Genomic DNA, 14809 nt, shown 5'->3' on the forward strand with positions numbered 1-14809 from the left:
ATGCCCCTGCTTTTGCCCCTGCTTTCGCGCCTGCCCCGCATCCTGCTGCTGACCGCCGCCCTGGCCTGCGCAGGCGGCGTGGGCAATGCCTTTGCGCAAAAGGCGGCGAATGCGGGAACAGGCGGGGCAACCGCCGCCTACACCGTCACCGACATGCGTGGGCGGCAGGTGCGCCTGGAGCGCGTGCCACAGCGCATCGTCTCGCTGCTGCCTTCGCTGACCGAATCGCTGTGCGCGCTGGAAGCCTGCGAGCGCATCGTGGGCGTGGACGAATTCTCCAACCACCCGGCGCGCGTGGCCGCCCTGCCCAAGCTGGGCCACACCTTTGCCCCGCTGGTGGAGGCCACCGTGCGGCTCAGGCCCGACGTGGTGCTGATGGCGTATTCCGCACCCGTCATCGCACAGCTGGAGCGCTTCGGCGTTCCCGTGCTGGCGCTGGATGCCAACGACATGGCGCAGCTGGAGCAGGTGCTGAACAAGCTCGACCAACTGCTGCAGGTGCAGCGCGCCAGCGCCTTGCTGGCGCGCATGCAGGCCGAGGTGGACCAGCAGGCCAGGGCGCTGGCTGCGCACGCGCCTGCCGGACAGAAGGTGTATTTCGAGGTGGACGCCACGCCTTACGCGGCGGGGCCGGACTCCTTCATCGGCCAGCTGCTGCAGCGCCTGGGCGCGCGCAACGTGCTGCCACCCAATCTGGGGCCCTTTCCACGTATCACGCCCGAATACGTGCTGCGCCAGCAGCCAGAACTCATCATCCACACGCCGCAGACGCCATCGGCCAGCTTTGCCACCCGCCCCGGCTGGAGCCGCATCCCGGCCGTGCGCTCGGGCCGCATCTGCGCGTTGGACCTGGTCGAGACGGACGTGGTCTCCCGCCCCGGCCCGCGCCTGGGCGAGGCAGCGCGGGCGCTGGGCCGCTGCCTGGGGATGCCGGGCGCAGCGCCGGGTTGACTTCCCAGGCCTCCCTGGCCAAATTTGGCCAATTTGGCCAATGGCCCTGCCTACTCCAGCACCACGGCCGTGCCGCTGGCGGACACCATCAACATGCCGTTGCCCTGGCCCAGCACTTCGTAATCCAGGTCCACCCCCACCACGGCATTGGCGCCCAGTTCCTGGGCGCGTTCCTCCAGCTCCTTGAGCGCAATCTCGCGCGCCCGCTGCAGCTCGCGCTCATAGGTAGCCGAGCGCCCGCCCACGATGTCGCGCAGCCCTGCGAACAGATCCTTGAACACATTGGCGCCCAGAATTGCCTCGCCCGCGACCACGCCGCAGTAGCGGGTGATGCGGCGGCCTTCGATCTGGGGGGTGGTGGTGATGATCATTGGAGCTCCTGGGTGTTGGTGATGGGAGTGCCGAGCTTTCGCCACTCGGCCCGACTAGCCGTGAACCGTCAAGAGGTTGTTTGGAGATTTGATCCTGCACACGGAGCGACTTGGTCGATGCTGCGGTCCAGCATGTGCCAGCTGCAATCTACTATCGCTGCCCGCGTCTGCTCAAGCCCCATCACTACCCGCCCTCTGGCCTTTCCGGATTTGATCGCTACCGGCAGCCGGCTCAACCAATGCCCGTTTGGCCCCAGGGACGTGCCGCGCAGGCTGGACAACTGACGCGATGTGGGCAAGGGTTTCATGGAAAGTACACGAATGCACTCATCGAGCTGGACTGCAGAGGAAAAGCGCAGTACATGCGCCCCGAACGCCACACAGAGAACGGCAAAGCCCTTGTGGGGAATGCGGGCAGGTGCCGAAGGCAGGTAACGGCTGGCGCGGCACCAGAGCCCGACCTCTTGCTCGGCATGCACCCAGTAGGCCATGGGTTCGGCACGCCAGTCCTCGACGAATTCGATCCAATGGCGGGGCGCTGGCACAGGCCATCTCCTTCAGAATTGTTCAAGAGGCGGATTGTGTCGCAAAGTACGGTGCCATTTGCCTTGATGCCCACCATCACGCCGGGCCGTAAATGGCCCGAGTGTTTTCATTCATAGCTCCGCGGCACACAGTCGCCAGTATTCATGGCAGGAACAACCCATGGTCACCGACGAGTCAAAAATCCTGGCCCAAGCCTTGTACGACATCCGGCTTCTCCTGAGCGGGTATCTGGGAAGCAACGTGGACGCAGATCCGAGCGTACGGATCGCTGCACACCTGGCCTATGCCCTGCACAACGATGCATTGGCCGTGTTGGAGGGCAATGGCTTCAAAGCCGAGGAAGCGCTGAAGCGTGTGGCGGCCCTGGACGGCCTTTTGGGAGGTGAGGTAGGCACGGAATTCGTGCGCAGCGTGAAATCCCGGTAGACCGGCTGCCTGCACAATGCATTCGGGCCACAGCCCTTCGCGGGCCACGGCTCTTCGTTGTGGCACATGGATTCTGACCAAAGCAGCCATAGCCGCACCGCTTTCCCACGCTCTTGCCGAGGCAGTGTCCAAACCACGCTTCGGGCCGCCGACATCCTGGCGCCCCACGGCAGGGCCGGGAGCCACAAGCCGTGCCATCACCCCCTCGTACCACGGCTCGCACGATCCGGCCAGCAAGCGCGGCCCACCCGATCGGCCCCATAATCTGGCTTCAAAATTTCACGACACCAATGACACAGCCCCTCAAAGAACTCCTTGCGGCCAAGGCCGCGCTGGACATGGAAATTGCCAAGGCCCGCACCTCGGCGGCCGACGCAGCCCTGTCCAAGGTCCAGAAGCTGGTGACCGATTTCGGGTTCACCATGCAGCAAGTGTTCCCCTACATCCCTGCAAAAACCAGCGCGCCGGCGAAGTATCGCGACGCGGCCACAGGCGCGACGTGGACAGGTCGGGGCAAGCCTCCGAACTGGATCAAGGACCAGGATCGCGAAGACTTCCTCATCGAATGCAAGCCCGAAGCGGCCCAAGGCCCGTTTCTCGCCGAAATGGCGGCAGCGGCAGCTCGCAACTGAAGGCCGGACCCGGACCATCACCTTCTTGCGTTGGCACCGCCCACAACGGCAGACAGGTGCTGTCAAGAACAAGCCCGCTGATCACTCAGCGGGCTTTTTTCAGGCTTGGCGCCAGCGAGGCGGCCACCCCGTCCATCTCTCCAAAATGCCCGTCCCGGCCATGCACGAGGGCCTGCCGGGCCTTCGCATTGCCGCAGATCAAGGCCGCGGGCAAGACACCGTGGCCACAAGAAGCGGAAAGTGACTAGACTTCCCGCCCATGCCGGTGCCGCAAAACAGCGCGCGTCTCGATCTGGCATGGTTGTTTCTGGCGACGCACGGCTGACCACGGCCGGGCAGCATCAGCAAGGTGCCTTTCCCTCACCACGGTTCCCATGGTTGCATCCATTCTTGTCGGCATGCTGTGCGCACACCTGCTGTGCTTTTCGGTCATGTTCCTGCTCATCAGCCAGCGCCTGCACGGCAACAGGATGGGGATGGATTTCTTCGCCGTGGGCAATCTGCTGCTGGGCTCGGCCTATGTGCTGCAGCTGATCGAGGGCAGCCCCGACTGGAGCGTGATGAGCGTGACCAACCACACGCTCACGTTGGCGGCGCCCATTGCCTACTGGCTGGGCGCCATGCGCTTTTTTGGGCAACAGGTTCCGCTGTGGCGCCCGCTGCTGGCGTTTTCCGTGGCCTATTGCCTGACCCAGTGCCTGGTGCAGTGGAGCGCCGGCCCCGCGGGACGCTACGCCTTGCTGGCGGCGATGGCGGCCGTGCTGTTCCTCGTCATGGCCTTGACCGCTCTGTATGGCGTGCGAACGTTCGCCAAGGACCTGTATGGGGAGATGATCTTCTTCGCGATTCTGATCGGTGGCATCTGCGTGCTGAACGCGATGAAGTTCCTGAAGATCGTCGATGGCGGCATGGAGGCCCTGCAGCTGGACAGCCGCTTCCATACCTTTTTCTACGTCTACATGTGCACCCTGGCCACGGTGCTGCCGCCCTCCATTGTCTGGCTTGTGCTGCGGCGCCTGACCGATGCCCTGCGCCATACGGCAGCGCGCGACCCCATGACGCATCTGCTCAATCGCCGGGGGCTTTCTGAAGCATTGCAGCTGTACTTCAACAACCGCAGTGCCAGGCCGGCCTGCCTGTTGCTGATGGACGTCGATCACTTCAAGCTGATCAACGATACGCACGGCCACCAGGCAGGGGACGAGGTGATCTGCCGCGTGGCAGACCTGCTGCGCACCACGGCGCGGCGTGGTGACTTGACAGGCCGCATTGGCGGCGAGGAGTTCGTGGCCGTTTGCCTGGAAACGGACGGCGATGGCGTCATGCAGCTGGCAGAGCGCCTGCGTGCAGGCATTGAAAGCCAGGCGATCAGGATTGCAGGCGCCGGTCCCGTGCTGCGCTGCACGGTCACCATCGGGATTTCTCCGCCTTTCCACGGCACGCATGGCCTGGAGGACGCGCTTCGCCAGGCCGATGCAGCGCTTTACCGAGGCAAGGCCGCCGGGCGCAATCGGGTTGAATGGGCCGTTGAACCGGGCAGCCCTGCACCGTCGGACTCCGGCGCCGCAGACTGTCTGCAGACATTGCCGGCGGCACAGCCCATGCATTGAAGGCACAAGGCACAGCGGACAAGGAACAGGCAGGCGCCCTCTTGGCGCCTGCCTTTTTTGCCTGATCAGCCGCTCAGGCGTGGCTGACCGGGCAGCTGCCTGCCTTGCCCATGATGCTGTCCGCAGGCGCCTGCACGCGGTCGTTCAGGCCGTAGTCGCGCAGCACCTGGGTGACGCGCACGCGGTAGTCCTTGAAGATCTTGTCGCGGCCCGCGCGCTGGGCGCTGAGGTGGGCTTCCACATTGCGCCACTGGACGACGGCCTCCTCGTCCCGCCAGGTGGTGACGGACATGACTTTTTCGGGGTTCAGCGTGCTCTGGAAGCACTCCACCGAGATGAACCCCTCCATGGGCTTGAGCATGGGGGTGAGCTTGTTGACCAGGTCCACATAGGTCTGGTTCTGGCCGGGCAAGGCCTGCAGTTCGAACAACACGACAACCATCTTCGACTCTCCTTTTTTTCGGGAACAGAGGTTCCGGCGCCGCGCAGCGGCGGCTCCGGCGTGGGGGAAATGGGTGAATGGGCGGCGCCGCAGGTTCAGCGGCTGCGCTCCAGGTTGGTCAGCCAGGCGGCCAGCACATCGCGCGCGGCCAGGGCCAGCAGGCCGCCGTATTTCTGGGCATCGGCGCGCAGGGTGCGCGGGTCCACCTGGGCGACGCCAAGTTCGCAGGCATGGCCGACCAGCCAGCGCTCCAGCCGGGCCGCGTCGGCCTCCAGATGGAATTGCAGGCCCAGCACCTGCGTGCCCACGGCAAAGGCCTGGTTGGCGCCGATGGCGGTGCCGGCCAGGTGCACGGCGCCTTCGGGGATATCGAACTGGTCGCCATGCCAATGGAGCACGGGCACGCCATCCAGCCTGGCCAGCGGCGAGGCCAGGCCCGCGTCGGTGAGCGCCAGGGGCGAAAAGCCGATTTCCTTGACGCCCAGCGGATAGACCCTGGCGCCCAGCGCGCGCGCAATGAGCTGGGCGCCCAGGCAGATGCCCAGCAGCGGCTTGCCGCTGTCCAGCCAGCGGCGCACGGCCGCCAGTTCCTGGGCGACGAAGGGATAAAGCGCCTCGTCATAGGCACCTATGGGGCCGCCCAGCACGACCAGCAGGTCGGCACGGCCCAGGTCCAGGGTGTCAAGCTCGCCGATGCTGGGATCGACGTACTGCACTTCATAGCCGCGGCTGGCGAACTCGGCATGCAGGGTGCCCAGGTCTTCGAAGTGGATGTGGCGCAACGCGATGGCTTTTTTCATGGGAGGAACTCGGGTGGATGCAGGAAGGTGGCTTGGAACGTGCGGAGCCCGTCAGGCGCCGGGCTTGAGATCGACGTGGATATGGCCTGCCGAGGGGAAAGTGCAGCAGGCCAAGGCATAGCCGGCGTCCTTTTCCCTGTCGCTGAGGCAGAAGTCCGCCTCCAGCCGTGAACTGCCTCCCGTGATGCGGATGCGGCAGCTGCCGCAGATGCCGGCCCGGCACTGGCTGCGGATGACAATGCCCACGCCCTCCAGGATTTCCAGCAGGCTTTTGCCGGACGCGGCTTCGACAATCTGCCCGCTGTGCGCGATCTGCAACTGGCATGCCTGCGCGGCGTCGCCTGCCGGGGCCGTGGATGCGACGGGCGGCGTGAAGGCCTCGATGTGCTGTATGGCACCGGGAAAGCAGGCCCGCGCATGCTCGCGAAAGGTCTGCGCAAAGGCGTGGCCGCCGCAGATGACAACTGCCTGGGGCTGGCCCAGCGCCAGCAGGGACTGCGGCGAGGGGCGGCCCGGTACGAAGGGGCCGTGGGCGGTGATGTCTTCGCGCGTAATGTGTATGCGCAGGTCGAACCAGGGCGCATGGGCGGCCAGGTGCTGCAGTTCCTGCAGGAACGGAATGTCGGCCACGCGCGCAAAGCACAGCAGCAGCGTGGTGCGGGGCACGCGCCGGCCCTGCTGGCGCAGCCGGTCCAGTTCGCGCAGCAGCGCCAGCGGCAGGGTCAGGCCGATGCCACCGGCCAGCATGACCAGGGAGTCCAGGCCCAGCACCAGGTCGGCCGTGATGTCGCCGGCCACATGGCCGAGCGGCAGCGTGGAACCTGCGCGCAGCACTGCATGCATGTGGTCTGAGACGCTGCCCCGGCCCGAGCTTTTGACGGCAATGTCGAACTGGCCGGCGCCGTCGTGCTCGCTGCAGGGCTCGTAGCGGGTGATGGAGTACAGCCGCTGCTGCACGGCGCCGCTGGCGTCGGCATGCTCGATGGATACATGCCGCCCCGGCCGCAGTCCGCCGAGGAACTGCGGCGAAGCGCCCTGCACGCGCAGGGTGTAGACCATGACGCCGCCCGCCTCTGCCCGCGCCGCGGCGCACTGCGCCGCCGTGCCGCCTGCCTGGAGGGCGGCGCTCATGCCTGCATCTCCTCGAGGACCGAGGACACCAGCGCCACGCTGCCGCCAAGGTTGCGGCCCGCCAGGCCGATGCGGTCGATCAGGCTTTGCACCGAGTCGGTGTAGACGCCGATCTCGTTGCTGTCGCCCACGTCGTGCAGGATGTCGCGCGCATGCGGCATGCCGACCATGGTGAAGACGGTGGACCAGGCGCCCAGTTCGTTGTTGGCGAACATCTGCACGGTCTTGAGGATGATGGAGCGCAGGTAGCTGCGCTCGCGGTTGCTCAGGCCCTGGACGATGTCGGTGGCCACCGAGCTGAAGACGCTGGAGTGGCTCCATTCGTCGACGGCGTGGGTGCGGGTGACTTCATGGCAGATGGGCTGGATGCTGCGGTCCTCGGCCATGGTCTTGAGGTAGTCGGTGATCAGGGTCTCGCTGGCGCAGGCAATGGCGAAGCGCGCCAGGCGGCGCTCCCATTCGGCGCCGCACTGCGCCAGCACGCCATCGCGCCAGCCGACGAGGTTGAAGTCAGAGAAGTCCAGGGGCTGCAGGCCGCGCATCTCGTAGATGTAGTTGCAGGCCATGACGGACATGCGGGTGTGCAAGGCCTCGTCCAGCAGGGCCTGGGACATGACGTCCTGCAGCAGCGCGCGGTTGGCGCCGGGCGGCGGGGTCTTGATGATGTCCTCGCAGGCCGGCGTGACCACGTTGCACTCGATGTAGATGGTCTTGAGGTTGTAGATGCCCCAGGCATAGGACAGGCATTGGTCCCTGAGGTGCTGCGGCGCCTCTGTCCATGCCTGGTGCTCGCGAAAAGGCAGCAGCGAGGCGGTGAAGTCCTGCCGGGCGGGGTCGAACGCCAGGCCGCAGTAATCAGGCAGGTCCTGGTTCACGGCCGCTCTTGACTTCCAGAGCAGGGACAGCTTCTTGAGTGCATCGCGCACGGGGTCATCCGTCCGAGAGATATCGAGATTCATTTTTCAACTCCGCGTGATTGAACTTGATTGATATGAGTCAAATCGCCCATTCCCTCCCTCCGCCTTCTCCATCTGCCGCAATCACCAATTTCCAACTACCAATTGGCAATCGCTCCGCAAACGGCAGACACGTTGTCATGGATTTTCTTGATCCGTCATTATTTCGCCTTGAATGAATCATCCCGACTGAAGATTCCGGATGATTCCCTGCGATATTGAACCTCATGACTTTCAACGTCTGGCGGCGAATTCTATGGAGGCATCATGGATTCAAACAGACCTATTTCCATGAATGAACCAGACCGCTTTTTTTCATGAATTACATTGGCATGCCACCTTGATTGGTCTGCCCGACTCCCAAAACATGGTCGGAATCAAGCCCGTCTCGCTCTATAGACTGCCGATAGCCGTTGCGCTGCCGTTTTCAAATCCCGAAAAACACGGGCAGCGCCAATTTTCCTGCTTTCAGCCCTCAAGACAGCCAATGCGACATGGACGATTTATCGCTCCCCAAAATCAATTCACTGGATCTTCAACAGGCAGACAGCGAGGCCTGGGATGCCATCGCGGCCGAGCGGATTCGCCAGTCGCGCTCGATTGAATTGATTGCCTCGGAAAATTTCGTGAGCCGCGCGGTGATGGAGGCGCAGGGCTCGGTGCTGACCAACAAATACGCCGAGGGCTATCCGGGCGTGCGCTACTACGGCGGCTGCGCCAATGCCGATGCCGTGGAAAACCTGGCCATTGCGCGTGCCAAGGCGCTGTTCGGCTGCGCGCACGCCAACGTGCAGCCGCACTCGGGCAGCCAGGCCAACCAGGGCGTGTACCTGGCGTTCCTGGAGCCCGGCGACAAGATCATGGGGCTGGACCTGCGCTCGGGCGGGCACCTGACGCACGGCTCCCGCGTGAGCGTGTCGGGCAAGTGGTTCCAGTCCATCAGCTACGAGGTGGACGCCCGCTCCCAGCGCATCGACATGGACCAAGTGCGGCGCATTGCGCTGAAGGAGCGGCCCAGGCTCATCATTGCGGGGGGCTCGGCCTATTCGCGGCAGATGGACTGGGCCGAGTTCCGGCGCATTGCCGACCAGGTGGGCGCCATCTTCATGGCCGACATCGCGCACGTGGCGGGGCTGGTGGCCGCAGGCGTGTTTCCCTCGCCCGTGGAGCATGCCCATGTGACCACGACCACCACCCACAAGACGCTGCGCGGGCCGCGCGGCGGCATGATCCTCTCGGCCGACGCCGAGATCGCCAGGCGCATAGACGCCGCCGTGTTTCCGGGCCTGCAGTCCGGGCCGCTGATGCATGTGGTGGCGGCCAAGGCGGTGGCGCTGGGCGAGGCGCTCAAGCCCGCCTTTCGCACCTATGCGCGGGCCGTGGTGGACAACGCCCGCGTGCTGTGCGACCGGCTGTCGCAGGGCGGGCTGTCCGTGGTGTCCGCAGGCACGGACTGCCATCTGGGCGTGATCGACCTGCGCCCCTGGGAGCTGACGGGCAAGGCCGCGGAAACGGCGCTGGAGCAGATCGGCATCACGGTCAACAAGAACGCCGTGCCCGGCGATGGCGCGCGGCCGCTGGTGACCTCGGGCATCCGCGTGGGCAGCGCAGCCTGCACCACGCGCGGCATGGGGGCCGACGAGTTCCGCGAGATCGGCGACATGATTCTTGCCACGCTGGGCGGCATACGCAGCGGCACCATGAACGCGCGCACGCTCAAGTCCATCCACGAAGGCGTGTCCGACCTGACCGGGCGCTTTCCCCTGCCCTACTGAGGCATGCGGCGTCCAGCTTCTCCCAACCTGTCAGGGTTTTCGCAGCGCGTTGGCCAGGCGCAGCACGGCGGCCTCGATCTCGTAGGCCGTGAGCGAGGCATAGCCCAGCAGCCAGCCCGACTGCCGCTGCTCGCCCGCGTACAGGCGGCTGAGCCCCTGCAGCAGCACGCCGGCAGCGGCAGCGCGGCGGATGGTGTCCTCCTCGGACCAGCCGGGCTCCAGCAGGCAGGGCACCTGCATGCCGCCCTGGGGCCGTGGCGCGGTGACGATGCCGGCCAGGTGCCTGCCTATGGATTCGAGGATGACCTCGCGCCGCCCCGCGTACAGCTTGCGCATGGCCCGCACGTGGGAGTTGTAGTGGCCGTCTTCCATGAAGCGCGCCAGCGTCAGCTGCTGGATCTGGGGCGTGTGCCCGTCCATGATGCTGCGCGCCTGGACAAAGGCGCGCACCAGTTCCTGCGGCAAGGCCATGTAGCCCATGCGCAGGCCCGGGTACAGGGTCTTGCCGAAGGTGCCGATGTAGATGGTGCGCGCATGCTTGTCCAGGCCTTGCACGCAGGCGGTGGGCATGCCGTCGTAGTGGAATTCGCTGTCGTAGTCGTCCTCGATGATCCAGCGCCCGCTTTCGGCTGCCCAGCGGATCAGGTCCAGCCGCCGCTCCAGCTGCATGGTGACGCCCGTGGGGTACTGGTGCGATGGCGTGACATAGACACAGGTGGCGCCGCTGCGGTCGGCGTGCAGCAGGTCGGTGCGAATGCCTTGCGCGTCCACGTCGATGGGCAGGACCTTGGCCTCGGCCGACTCGAAGGCCTTGCGGGCACCAAAGTAGCCCGGGTTCTCCAGAAGGATGGGTCGGCCCGCATCCACCAGCAGCTGCGCGCACAGGAACAGCGCCTGCCGCGTGCTGCTGAGGACAACGATCTGCCCGGCGTCCACCTTGGCGCCGCGCTCCAGGTTGAGGTAGGTGGCAATGGCCTTGCGCAGCGGCTCGGCGCCCTGCGGGTCGCCGTGCAGCAGGACGCTGGCACGGTAGTCCTTGAGCGCCTGGCGCTGCAGCCGCTCCCAGACATCGGTGGGAAAGGTGCGCGTCTCGGGCAGGCCGGTGGCAAAGGCCCGGATGGTCTGCTGGTCGGTGATGCCGCCGCCATCGACGATGGCCTGGCCGCGCCGGCTCAGGCCCGCGCCGGCCCTGGTGGCGCCGGCTGCGCCGACCGCAAAGGTGCTGCGCTCTTGCTCGGGCGACCGGCCGCGCCGCGCCGCCCGGCCTCGCAGCTCGGTGCCGATGGTCTCGGAGACATAGCTGCCCGAACCCTGGCGCCGCACGATGAAGCCGTCGCGGTGCAGCTGGGTGTAGGCGTTCTCCACCGTGTCCCGGGCAATGCCCAGCGAGTCCGCCAGCGAGCGCGTGGCCGGCAGCTTCAGGCCAGGCAGCAGCGCGCCGTCCAGGATGAGCGCACGCATGGCGCGCTGCACCCGCTGGTGCAGATCCAGCTGGCGGAGGTCGGCATCTCCCATGCGGATCTTCAGGGTCTCAAGCTCGAAGGTCTTGCTCATGCGGTCTGCTGCCTTTCATCTCAATGCACCTCTTTGGCAGGCCATTGTACTGACGCAACTGCTGTGGACCCATTGCAAAGTGGTCTGAAACAAGAAGATGAAGTGTACGGATCATTCAGTCCACTTCAGCGCTCAAATACCTCTTTCCCCAGACAGCCAGGAATCCAACCCCCAAGGAAAACGAGAAGACCATGCCTTCATCAGACACACACTCACCCCTTCGCTTCAGCGACCTCGTCCACCCCGTGGTGGCCGGACTGATCTCGGTCATCGTCAACTACGGCGGCACCTTCATCCTGGTGTTCCAGGCAGCCAAGGTGGCCGGCCTGAGCCCGGAACTCACGGCTTCGTGGGTGTGGTCGATTTCGATTGGCGTGGGCGTTACGGGCCTGGTGCTCAGCTGGCTCTCGCGCGAGCCCATCATCACGGCCTGGTCCACGCCGGCCGCAGCCTTCCTGGTGACGGCGCTGGCCACCACGCCGTATGCCGAAGCTGTGGGCGCCTATGTGGTGTCGGCCGCGGCCTTCGTGCTGCTGGGACTGTCGGGCTGGTTCGAGCGCGTGATCCGGCTGATTCCACCGGGCGTGGCCTCGGGCCTGCTGGCGGGCATCCTGCTGCAGTTCGGCATCAAGGCCTTTGGCGGCATGAGCGTGGACCCGCTGCTGGCCGGCCTGCTGATCGTGGCCTATGTGCTGCTCAAGCGGCTGACGGCACGCTATGCGGTGGTCGGCATCCTGGCGCTGGGCCTGGCGTTCCTGCTGGCGCAGGACCGTGTGGACCTGTCCGGGCTGCAGCTGCGCTTTGCCGCGCCCGTGTTCACGCGGCCGGAATTCACTCTCAACGCCCTGCTGAGCGTGGCTCTGCCGCTGTTCCTGATCACGCTGACCGGCCAGTACATGCCCGGCATGCTGGTGCTGCGCAACGACGGCTTCAAGACCAGCGCCAACCCCATCGTCACGCTGACGGGCCTGGGCTCGCTGCTGATGGCGCCGTTCGGCTCGCACGCCTTCAACATCGCCGCCATCACGGCCGCCATCTGCACGGGCAAGGAGGCGCATGAAGAGCCGTCCAGGCGCTGGATCGCGGGCATCGCTGCGGGCGTGTTCTACATCCTGGTGGGCGTGTTCGGCGTCACGCTGGCGGCCGTGTTCATGGCGTTTCCCGCCACCTTCATCACCACGCTGGCGGGCCTGGCGCTGCTGGGCACCATCGGCGGCAGCCTGGCCAATGCGCTGGCCGACGCCAAAACCCGCGAGGCCTCGCTGATCACCTTCCTGGCCGCCGCAGCCAACATTTCCATGCTGGGCATAGGCGGCGCCTTCTGGGGCCTGGTCATCGGCCTGGTGGCCCATGCCGTGCTCAACGGCCAGTGGCCGCGCCGGGCCGCCCGCAGCGAGGCGGGCACCGGCAACGTGCCCGCCGCCGATGCCGCCATCAAAAGGAGCTGAAACCATGCTTGCGACACAAGACACCACCGGCGGCACCGCCCAAACCGCCGACACCCTGACCCGCCACGACCAGCACGGCCGCTACCCCCAGGCCGAGACGGTGGACGATTTCCGGCACAACCTGGCCACCGTGCAGGCGCGCATGGCCGCGGCGTGCCGCCGCGCGGGGCGCGAGCCGGCCAGCGTGCGCCTGCTGCCCGTGAGCAAGACCAAGCCCGAGTCCAGCCTGCGCCTGGCCCATGCGGCGGGCTGCCGCATGCTGGGCGAGAACAAGGTCCAGGAAGCCTTCGGCAAATGGGAGGCCATGCAGGACCTGGCCGATCTGCAGTGGTCCGTCATCGGCCACCTGCAGACCAACAAGGCCAGGCTGGTGGCGCGCTTTGCCAGCGAGTTCCAGGCGCTGGACAACCTGCGCGTGGCCGAGGCGCTGGACCGCCGCCTGCAGGCCGAAGGCCGGGCGCTGGACGTGTTCGTGCAGGTCAACACCTCGGGCGAGGCCAGCAAGTACGGCCTGCCGCCCGACGAGGTGCAGGGATTTGTCCAGGCCCTGCCCGCCTTCAGTGCGCTGCGCGTGCGCGGCCTGATGACGCTGGCCCTGTTCTCCAGCGAGGCCGAGCGCGTGCGCCAATGCTTCGTGCTGCTGCGCCGCCTGCGCGACCAGCTGCGCCAGGGCGCGCCGGCGGGCATCTCGCTGGATGAACTGTCCATGGGCATGTCCGGCGACTTCGAGATCGCCATCGAGGAAGGCGCCACCGTGGTGCGCGTGGGCCAGGCCATCTTCGGCGCCCGCGCCCAGCCGGACAGCTTCTACTGGCCCGCAGGCGGCCCCGATCCCGCGGCCCAGGCACTGCCCTGAACGCGCCCCCTCGCCACCCTTTTCAATTCCACCCTGACCCCGCTTGAGGACCTTGACATGCAAAAAGCCATGCAACCCCTTGATTCCCGCCTGATGAAGGCCTATGCCCGCCAGCCCGTCTCCTTCGTCCGTGGCCGTGGAGCCCGGCTGTGGGACGAGCACGGCACCGAATACCTGGATGCCATTGCCGGCGTGGCCGTGACCGGCCTGGGCCACGCCCATCCGGAGATCGCTGCCGTGATTGCCGAGCAGGCCGGCCTGCTGCTACACACCTCCAACGTGTTCCGCATCGACTGGCAGGAACGCCTGGGCCAGCGCCTGTGCGCCCTGGCCGGCATGGAGACGGCCTTCTTCTGCAACTCCGGCGCCGAGGCCAACGAGGCCGCGCTCAAGCTGGCGCGCCTGCATGGCCACCGCAGGCAGGTGGCGCGGCCGCAGATCCTGGTGATGGACAACGGCTTTCACGGCCGCACGCTGGCCACGCTGTCGGCCACGGGCAACCCGGCCAAGCAGCGCGGCTTCGAGCCGCTGATGCCGGGCTTCGTGCGCGTGCCCTATGACGACATCGGGGCCGTGCACCACGCCGCCGCCCAGCATGGCGACATCGTGGCCGTGCTGATCGAGCCCGTGCAGGGCGAAGGCGGCATCCGCCTGGCCAGCCCCGACTACCTGCGCCAGCTGCGCAGCCTGTGCGACCAGCACGGCTGGCTGCTGATGCTGGACGAGATCCAGACCGGCCTGGGACGCACCGGAGCCTGGTTCGGCCACCAGCATGCGGACATCGCCCCCGATGTGATGACCCTGGCCAAGGCCCTGGGCAACGGCATTCCGATCGGCGCCTGCCTGGCGCGCGGGCCTGCGGCCGACCTGATCTCGCCCGGCCAGCATGGATCGACCTTTGGCGGCAACCCGCTGGCCTGCCGCGTGGGCTGCACCGTGCTGGACATCATGGAACGCGAGGACATCCCCGGCCGAGCCAGGCGCCTGGGCCGACGCCTGCTCAACGGCCTGCAACAGGCCCTGCACGGCCACCCCGACGTGCTGGCCGTGCGCGGCCAGGGCCTGATGGTGGGCATCGAGCTGAACCGCAACTGCCAGGAGCTGGTGGGCCGCGCGCTGGCCCGGCAGCGCCTGCTGATCACGGTGACGCGCGAATCCACCATCCGCCTGCTGCCGCCGCTGATATGCGACGAGAGCCAGATCGACGACATCGTCGCCCGCGTGGCCTGCCTGCTGAAACCGGCCAGCGCGGCGCAGCCAGGCGCGCCCGCCGCAGGCCAGCTGGCGGCTGCATGACCATCGCTCCCCCAC

15 protein-coding genes are annotated in these 14809 nt (G+C 66.6%); 8 read left to right on the plus strand and 7 right to left on the minus strand.

The window, feature by feature from the left end:
* Positions 1–951 (plus strand): ABC transporter substrate-binding protein, encoded by a 951-nt coding sequence (locus ACFPFG_RS00715; RefSeq protein ID WP_380104414.1) that lies wholly within the window; start codon positions 1–3, stop codon positions 949–951.
* Between the two features lie 50 nt (positions 952–1001).
* Here the strand turns inward: ACFPFG_RS00715 and ACFPFG_RS00720 are convergent, their stop codons facing one another.
* A complete protein-coding gene (locus tag ACFPFG_RS00720) occupies positions 1002–1322 on the minus strand; it encodes a heavy metal-binding domain-containing protein (RefSeq protein WP_012205554.1) in 321 nt (106 codons plus the stop codon).
* A gap of 68 nt (positions 1323–1390) precedes the next feature.
* Positions 1391–1867 carry a hypothetical protein gene (locus ACFPFG_RS00725; RefSeq protein WP_183018032.1) on the minus strand — a complete coding sequence of 159 codons (477 nt, stop codon included), beginning with the start codon at positions 1865–1867 and terminating at the stop codon, positions 1391–1393.
* A 160-nt stretch (positions 1868–2027) separates the two neighbouring features.
* Here ACFPFG_RS00725 and ACFPFG_RS00730 point away from each other — a divergent pair, with 160 nt between their 5' ends.
* From ACFPFG_RS00730 to ACFPFG_RS00740, 3 genes are all read left to right on the plus strand, one after another.
* Complete coding sequence (locus ACFPFG_RS00730) at positions 2028–2294, plus strand: hypothetical protein (RefSeq protein ID WP_183018031.1); 267 nt, start codon at positions 2028–2030, stop codon at positions 2292–2294.
* A gap of 290 nt (positions 2295–2584) precedes the next feature.
* Complete coding sequence (locus tag ACFPFG_RS00735) at positions 2585–2926, plus strand: H-NS histone family protein (protein ID WP_183018030.1); 342 nt, start codon at positions 2585–2587, stop codon at positions 2924–2926.
* A 374-nt stretch (positions 2927–3300) separates the two neighbouring features.
* Complete coding sequence (locus ACFPFG_RS00740) at positions 3301–4536, plus strand: GGDEF domain-containing protein (RefSeq protein WP_183018029.1); 1236 nt, start codon at positions 3301–3303, stop codon at positions 4534–4536.
* Positions 4537–4609: 73 nt separating this feature from the next.
* On the opposite strand, the gene ACFPFG_RS00745 is transcribed toward ACFPFG_RS00740, so the two are convergent.
* The 4 genes from ACFPFG_RS00745 to ACFPFG_RS00760 form a co-directional block, all read right to left on the minus strand.
* Positions 4610–4978, minus strand: a complete 369-nt coding sequence (locus ACFPFG_RS00745; RefSeq protein ID WP_183018028.1) for an antibiotic biosynthesis monooxygenase family protein — start codon at positions 4976–4978, stop codon at positions 4610–4612.
* 95 nt (positions 4979–5073) lie between these two features.
* On the minus strand, positions 5074–5778 hold the full coding sequence (locus tag ACFPFG_RS00750; RefSeq protein WP_197956286.1) for a glutamine amidotransferase: 705 nt from the start codon (positions 5776–5778) through the stop codon (positions 5074–5076).
* 51 nt (positions 5779–5829) lie between these two features.
* Positions 5830–6909 (minus strand): 2Fe-2S iron-sulfur cluster-binding protein, encoded by a 1080-nt coding sequence (locus ACFPFG_RS00755; protein ID WP_380104417.1) that lies wholly within the window; start codon positions 6907–6909, stop codon positions 5830–5832.
* Positions 6906–7868 carry an AurF N-oxygenase family protein gene (locus tag ACFPFG_RS00760; protein WP_183018025.1) on the minus strand — a complete coding sequence of 321 codons (963 nt, stop codon included), beginning with the start codon at positions 7866–7868 and terminating at the stop codon, positions 6906–6908. The genes ACFPFG_RS00755 and ACFPFG_RS00760 overlap by 4 nt, the downstream gene beginning before the upstream one ends.
* Positions 7869–8359: 491 nt before the next feature.
* Here ACFPFG_RS00760 and ACFPFG_RS00765 point away from each other — a divergent pair, with 491 nt between their 5' ends.
* Positions 8360–9640 carry a serine hydroxymethyltransferase gene (locus ACFPFG_RS00765; protein WP_374621852.1) on the plus strand — a complete coding sequence of 427 codons (1281 nt, stop codon included), beginning with the start codon at positions 8360–8362 and terminating at the stop codon, positions 9638–9640.
* 30 nt (positions 9641–9670) lie between these two features.
* Here ACFPFG_RS00765 and pdxR read toward each other — a convergent pair whose 3' ends face one another.
* Positions 9671–11194 carry a MocR-like pyridoxine biosynthesis transcription factor PdxR gene (gene pdxR / locus ACFPFG_RS00770; protein ID WP_374621849.1) on the minus strand — a complete coding sequence of 508 codons (1524 nt, stop codon included), beginning with the start codon at positions 11192–11194 and terminating at the stop codon, positions 9671–9673.
* Positions 11195–11385: 191 nt separating this feature from the next.
* Between pdxR and ACFPFG_RS00775 the strand changes: the two genes are divergently transcribed.
* From ACFPFG_RS00775 to ACFPFG_RS00785, 3 genes are read left to right on the plus strand one after another with little or no spacing between them, the layout of a single operon-like run.
* Complete coding sequence (locus ACFPFG_RS00775) at positions 11386–12642, plus strand: benzoate/H(+) symporter BenE family transporter (protein WP_183018022.1); 1257 nt, start codon at positions 11386–11388, stop codon at positions 12640–12642.
* Between the two features lie 4 nt (positions 12643–12646).
* On the plus strand, positions 12647–13498 hold the full coding sequence (locus tag ACFPFG_RS00780) for a YggS family pyridoxal phosphate-dependent enzyme (RefSeq protein WP_312376544.1): 852 nt from the start codon (positions 12647–12649) through the stop codon (positions 13496–13498).
* Between the two features lie 57 nt (positions 13499–13555).
* Entirely contained in the window at positions 13556–14794 is a 1239-nt protein-coding gene (locus ACFPFG_RS00785; RefSeq protein ID WP_465251916.1) for an acetylornithine/succinylornithine family transaminase, read from the plus strand.
* Positions 14795–14809: the final 15 nt, after the last annotated feature.

Origin of the sequence: Delftia deserti, assembly GCF_042653485.1 — a bacterium.
In the GTDB taxonomy this organism is placed as follows: Bacteria; Pseudomonadota; Gammaproteobacteria; order Burkholderiales; family Burkholderiaceae_C; genus Comamonas; species Comamonas acidovorans.

What these genes read in the sequence shown, in the direction of transcription:
- ACFPFG_RS00715 (WP_380104414.1), top strand. Translation starts at nt 1, where the DNA reads ATGCCCCTGCTTTTGCCCCTGCTTTCGCGCCTGCCCCGCATCCTGCTG.
- ACFPFG_RS00720 (WP_012205554.1), bottom strand. Translation starts at nt 1,322, where the DNA reads ATGATCATCACCACCACCCCCCAGATCGAAGGCCGCCGCATCACCCGC.
- ACFPFG_RS00730 (WP_183018031.1), top strand. Translation starts at nt 2,028, where the DNA reads ATGGTCACCGACGAGTCAAAAATCCTGGCCCAAGCCTTGTACGACATC.
- ACFPFG_RS00735 (WP_183018030.1), top strand. Translation starts at nt 2,585, where the DNA reads ATGACACAGCCCCTCAAAGAACTCCTTGCGGCCAAGGCCGCGCTGGAC.
- ACFPFG_RS00740 (WP_183018029.1), top strand. Translation starts at nt 3,301, where the DNA reads ATGGTTGCATCCATTCTTGTCGGCATGCTGTGCGCACACCTGCTGTGC.
- ACFPFG_RS00745 (WP_183018028.1), bottom strand. Translation starts at nt 4,978, where the DNA reads ATGGTTGTCGTGTTGTTCGAACTGCAGGCCTTGCCCGGCCAGAACCAG.
- ACFPFG_RS00750 (WP_197956286.1), bottom strand. Translation starts at nt 5,778, where the DNA reads ATGAAAAAAGCCATCGCGTTGCGCCACATCCACTTCGAAGACCTGGGC.
- ACFPFG_RS00755 (WP_380104417.1), bottom strand. Translation starts at nt 6,909, where the DNA reads ATGAGCGCCGCCCTCCAGGCAGGCGGCACGGCGGCGCAGTGCGCCGCG.
- ACFPFG_RS00760 (WP_183018025.1), bottom strand. Translation starts at nt 7,868, where the DNA reads ATGAATCTCGATATCTCTCGGACGGATGACCCCGTGCGCGATGCACTC.
- ACFPFG_RS00765 (WP_374621852.1), top strand. Translation starts at nt 8,360, where the DNA reads ATGGACGATTTATCGCTCCCCAAAATCAATTCACTGGATCTTCAACAG.
- pdxR (WP_374621849.1), bottom strand. Translation starts at nt 11,194, where the DNA reads ATGAGCAAGACCTTCGAGCTTGAGACCCTGAAGATCCGCATGGGAGAT.
- ACFPFG_RS00775 (WP_183018022.1), top strand. Translation starts at nt 11,386, where the DNA reads ATGCCTTCATCAGACACACACTCACCCCTTCGCTTCAGCGACCTCGTC.
- ACFPFG_RS00780 (WP_312376544.1), top strand. Translation starts at nt 12,647, where the DNA reads ATGCTTGCGACACAAGACACCACCGGCGGCACCGCCCAAACCGCCGAC.
- ACFPFG_RS00785 (WP_465251916.1), top strand. Translation starts at nt 13,556, where the DNA reads ATGCAAAAAGCCATGCAACCCCTTGATTCCCGCCTGATGAAGGCCTAT.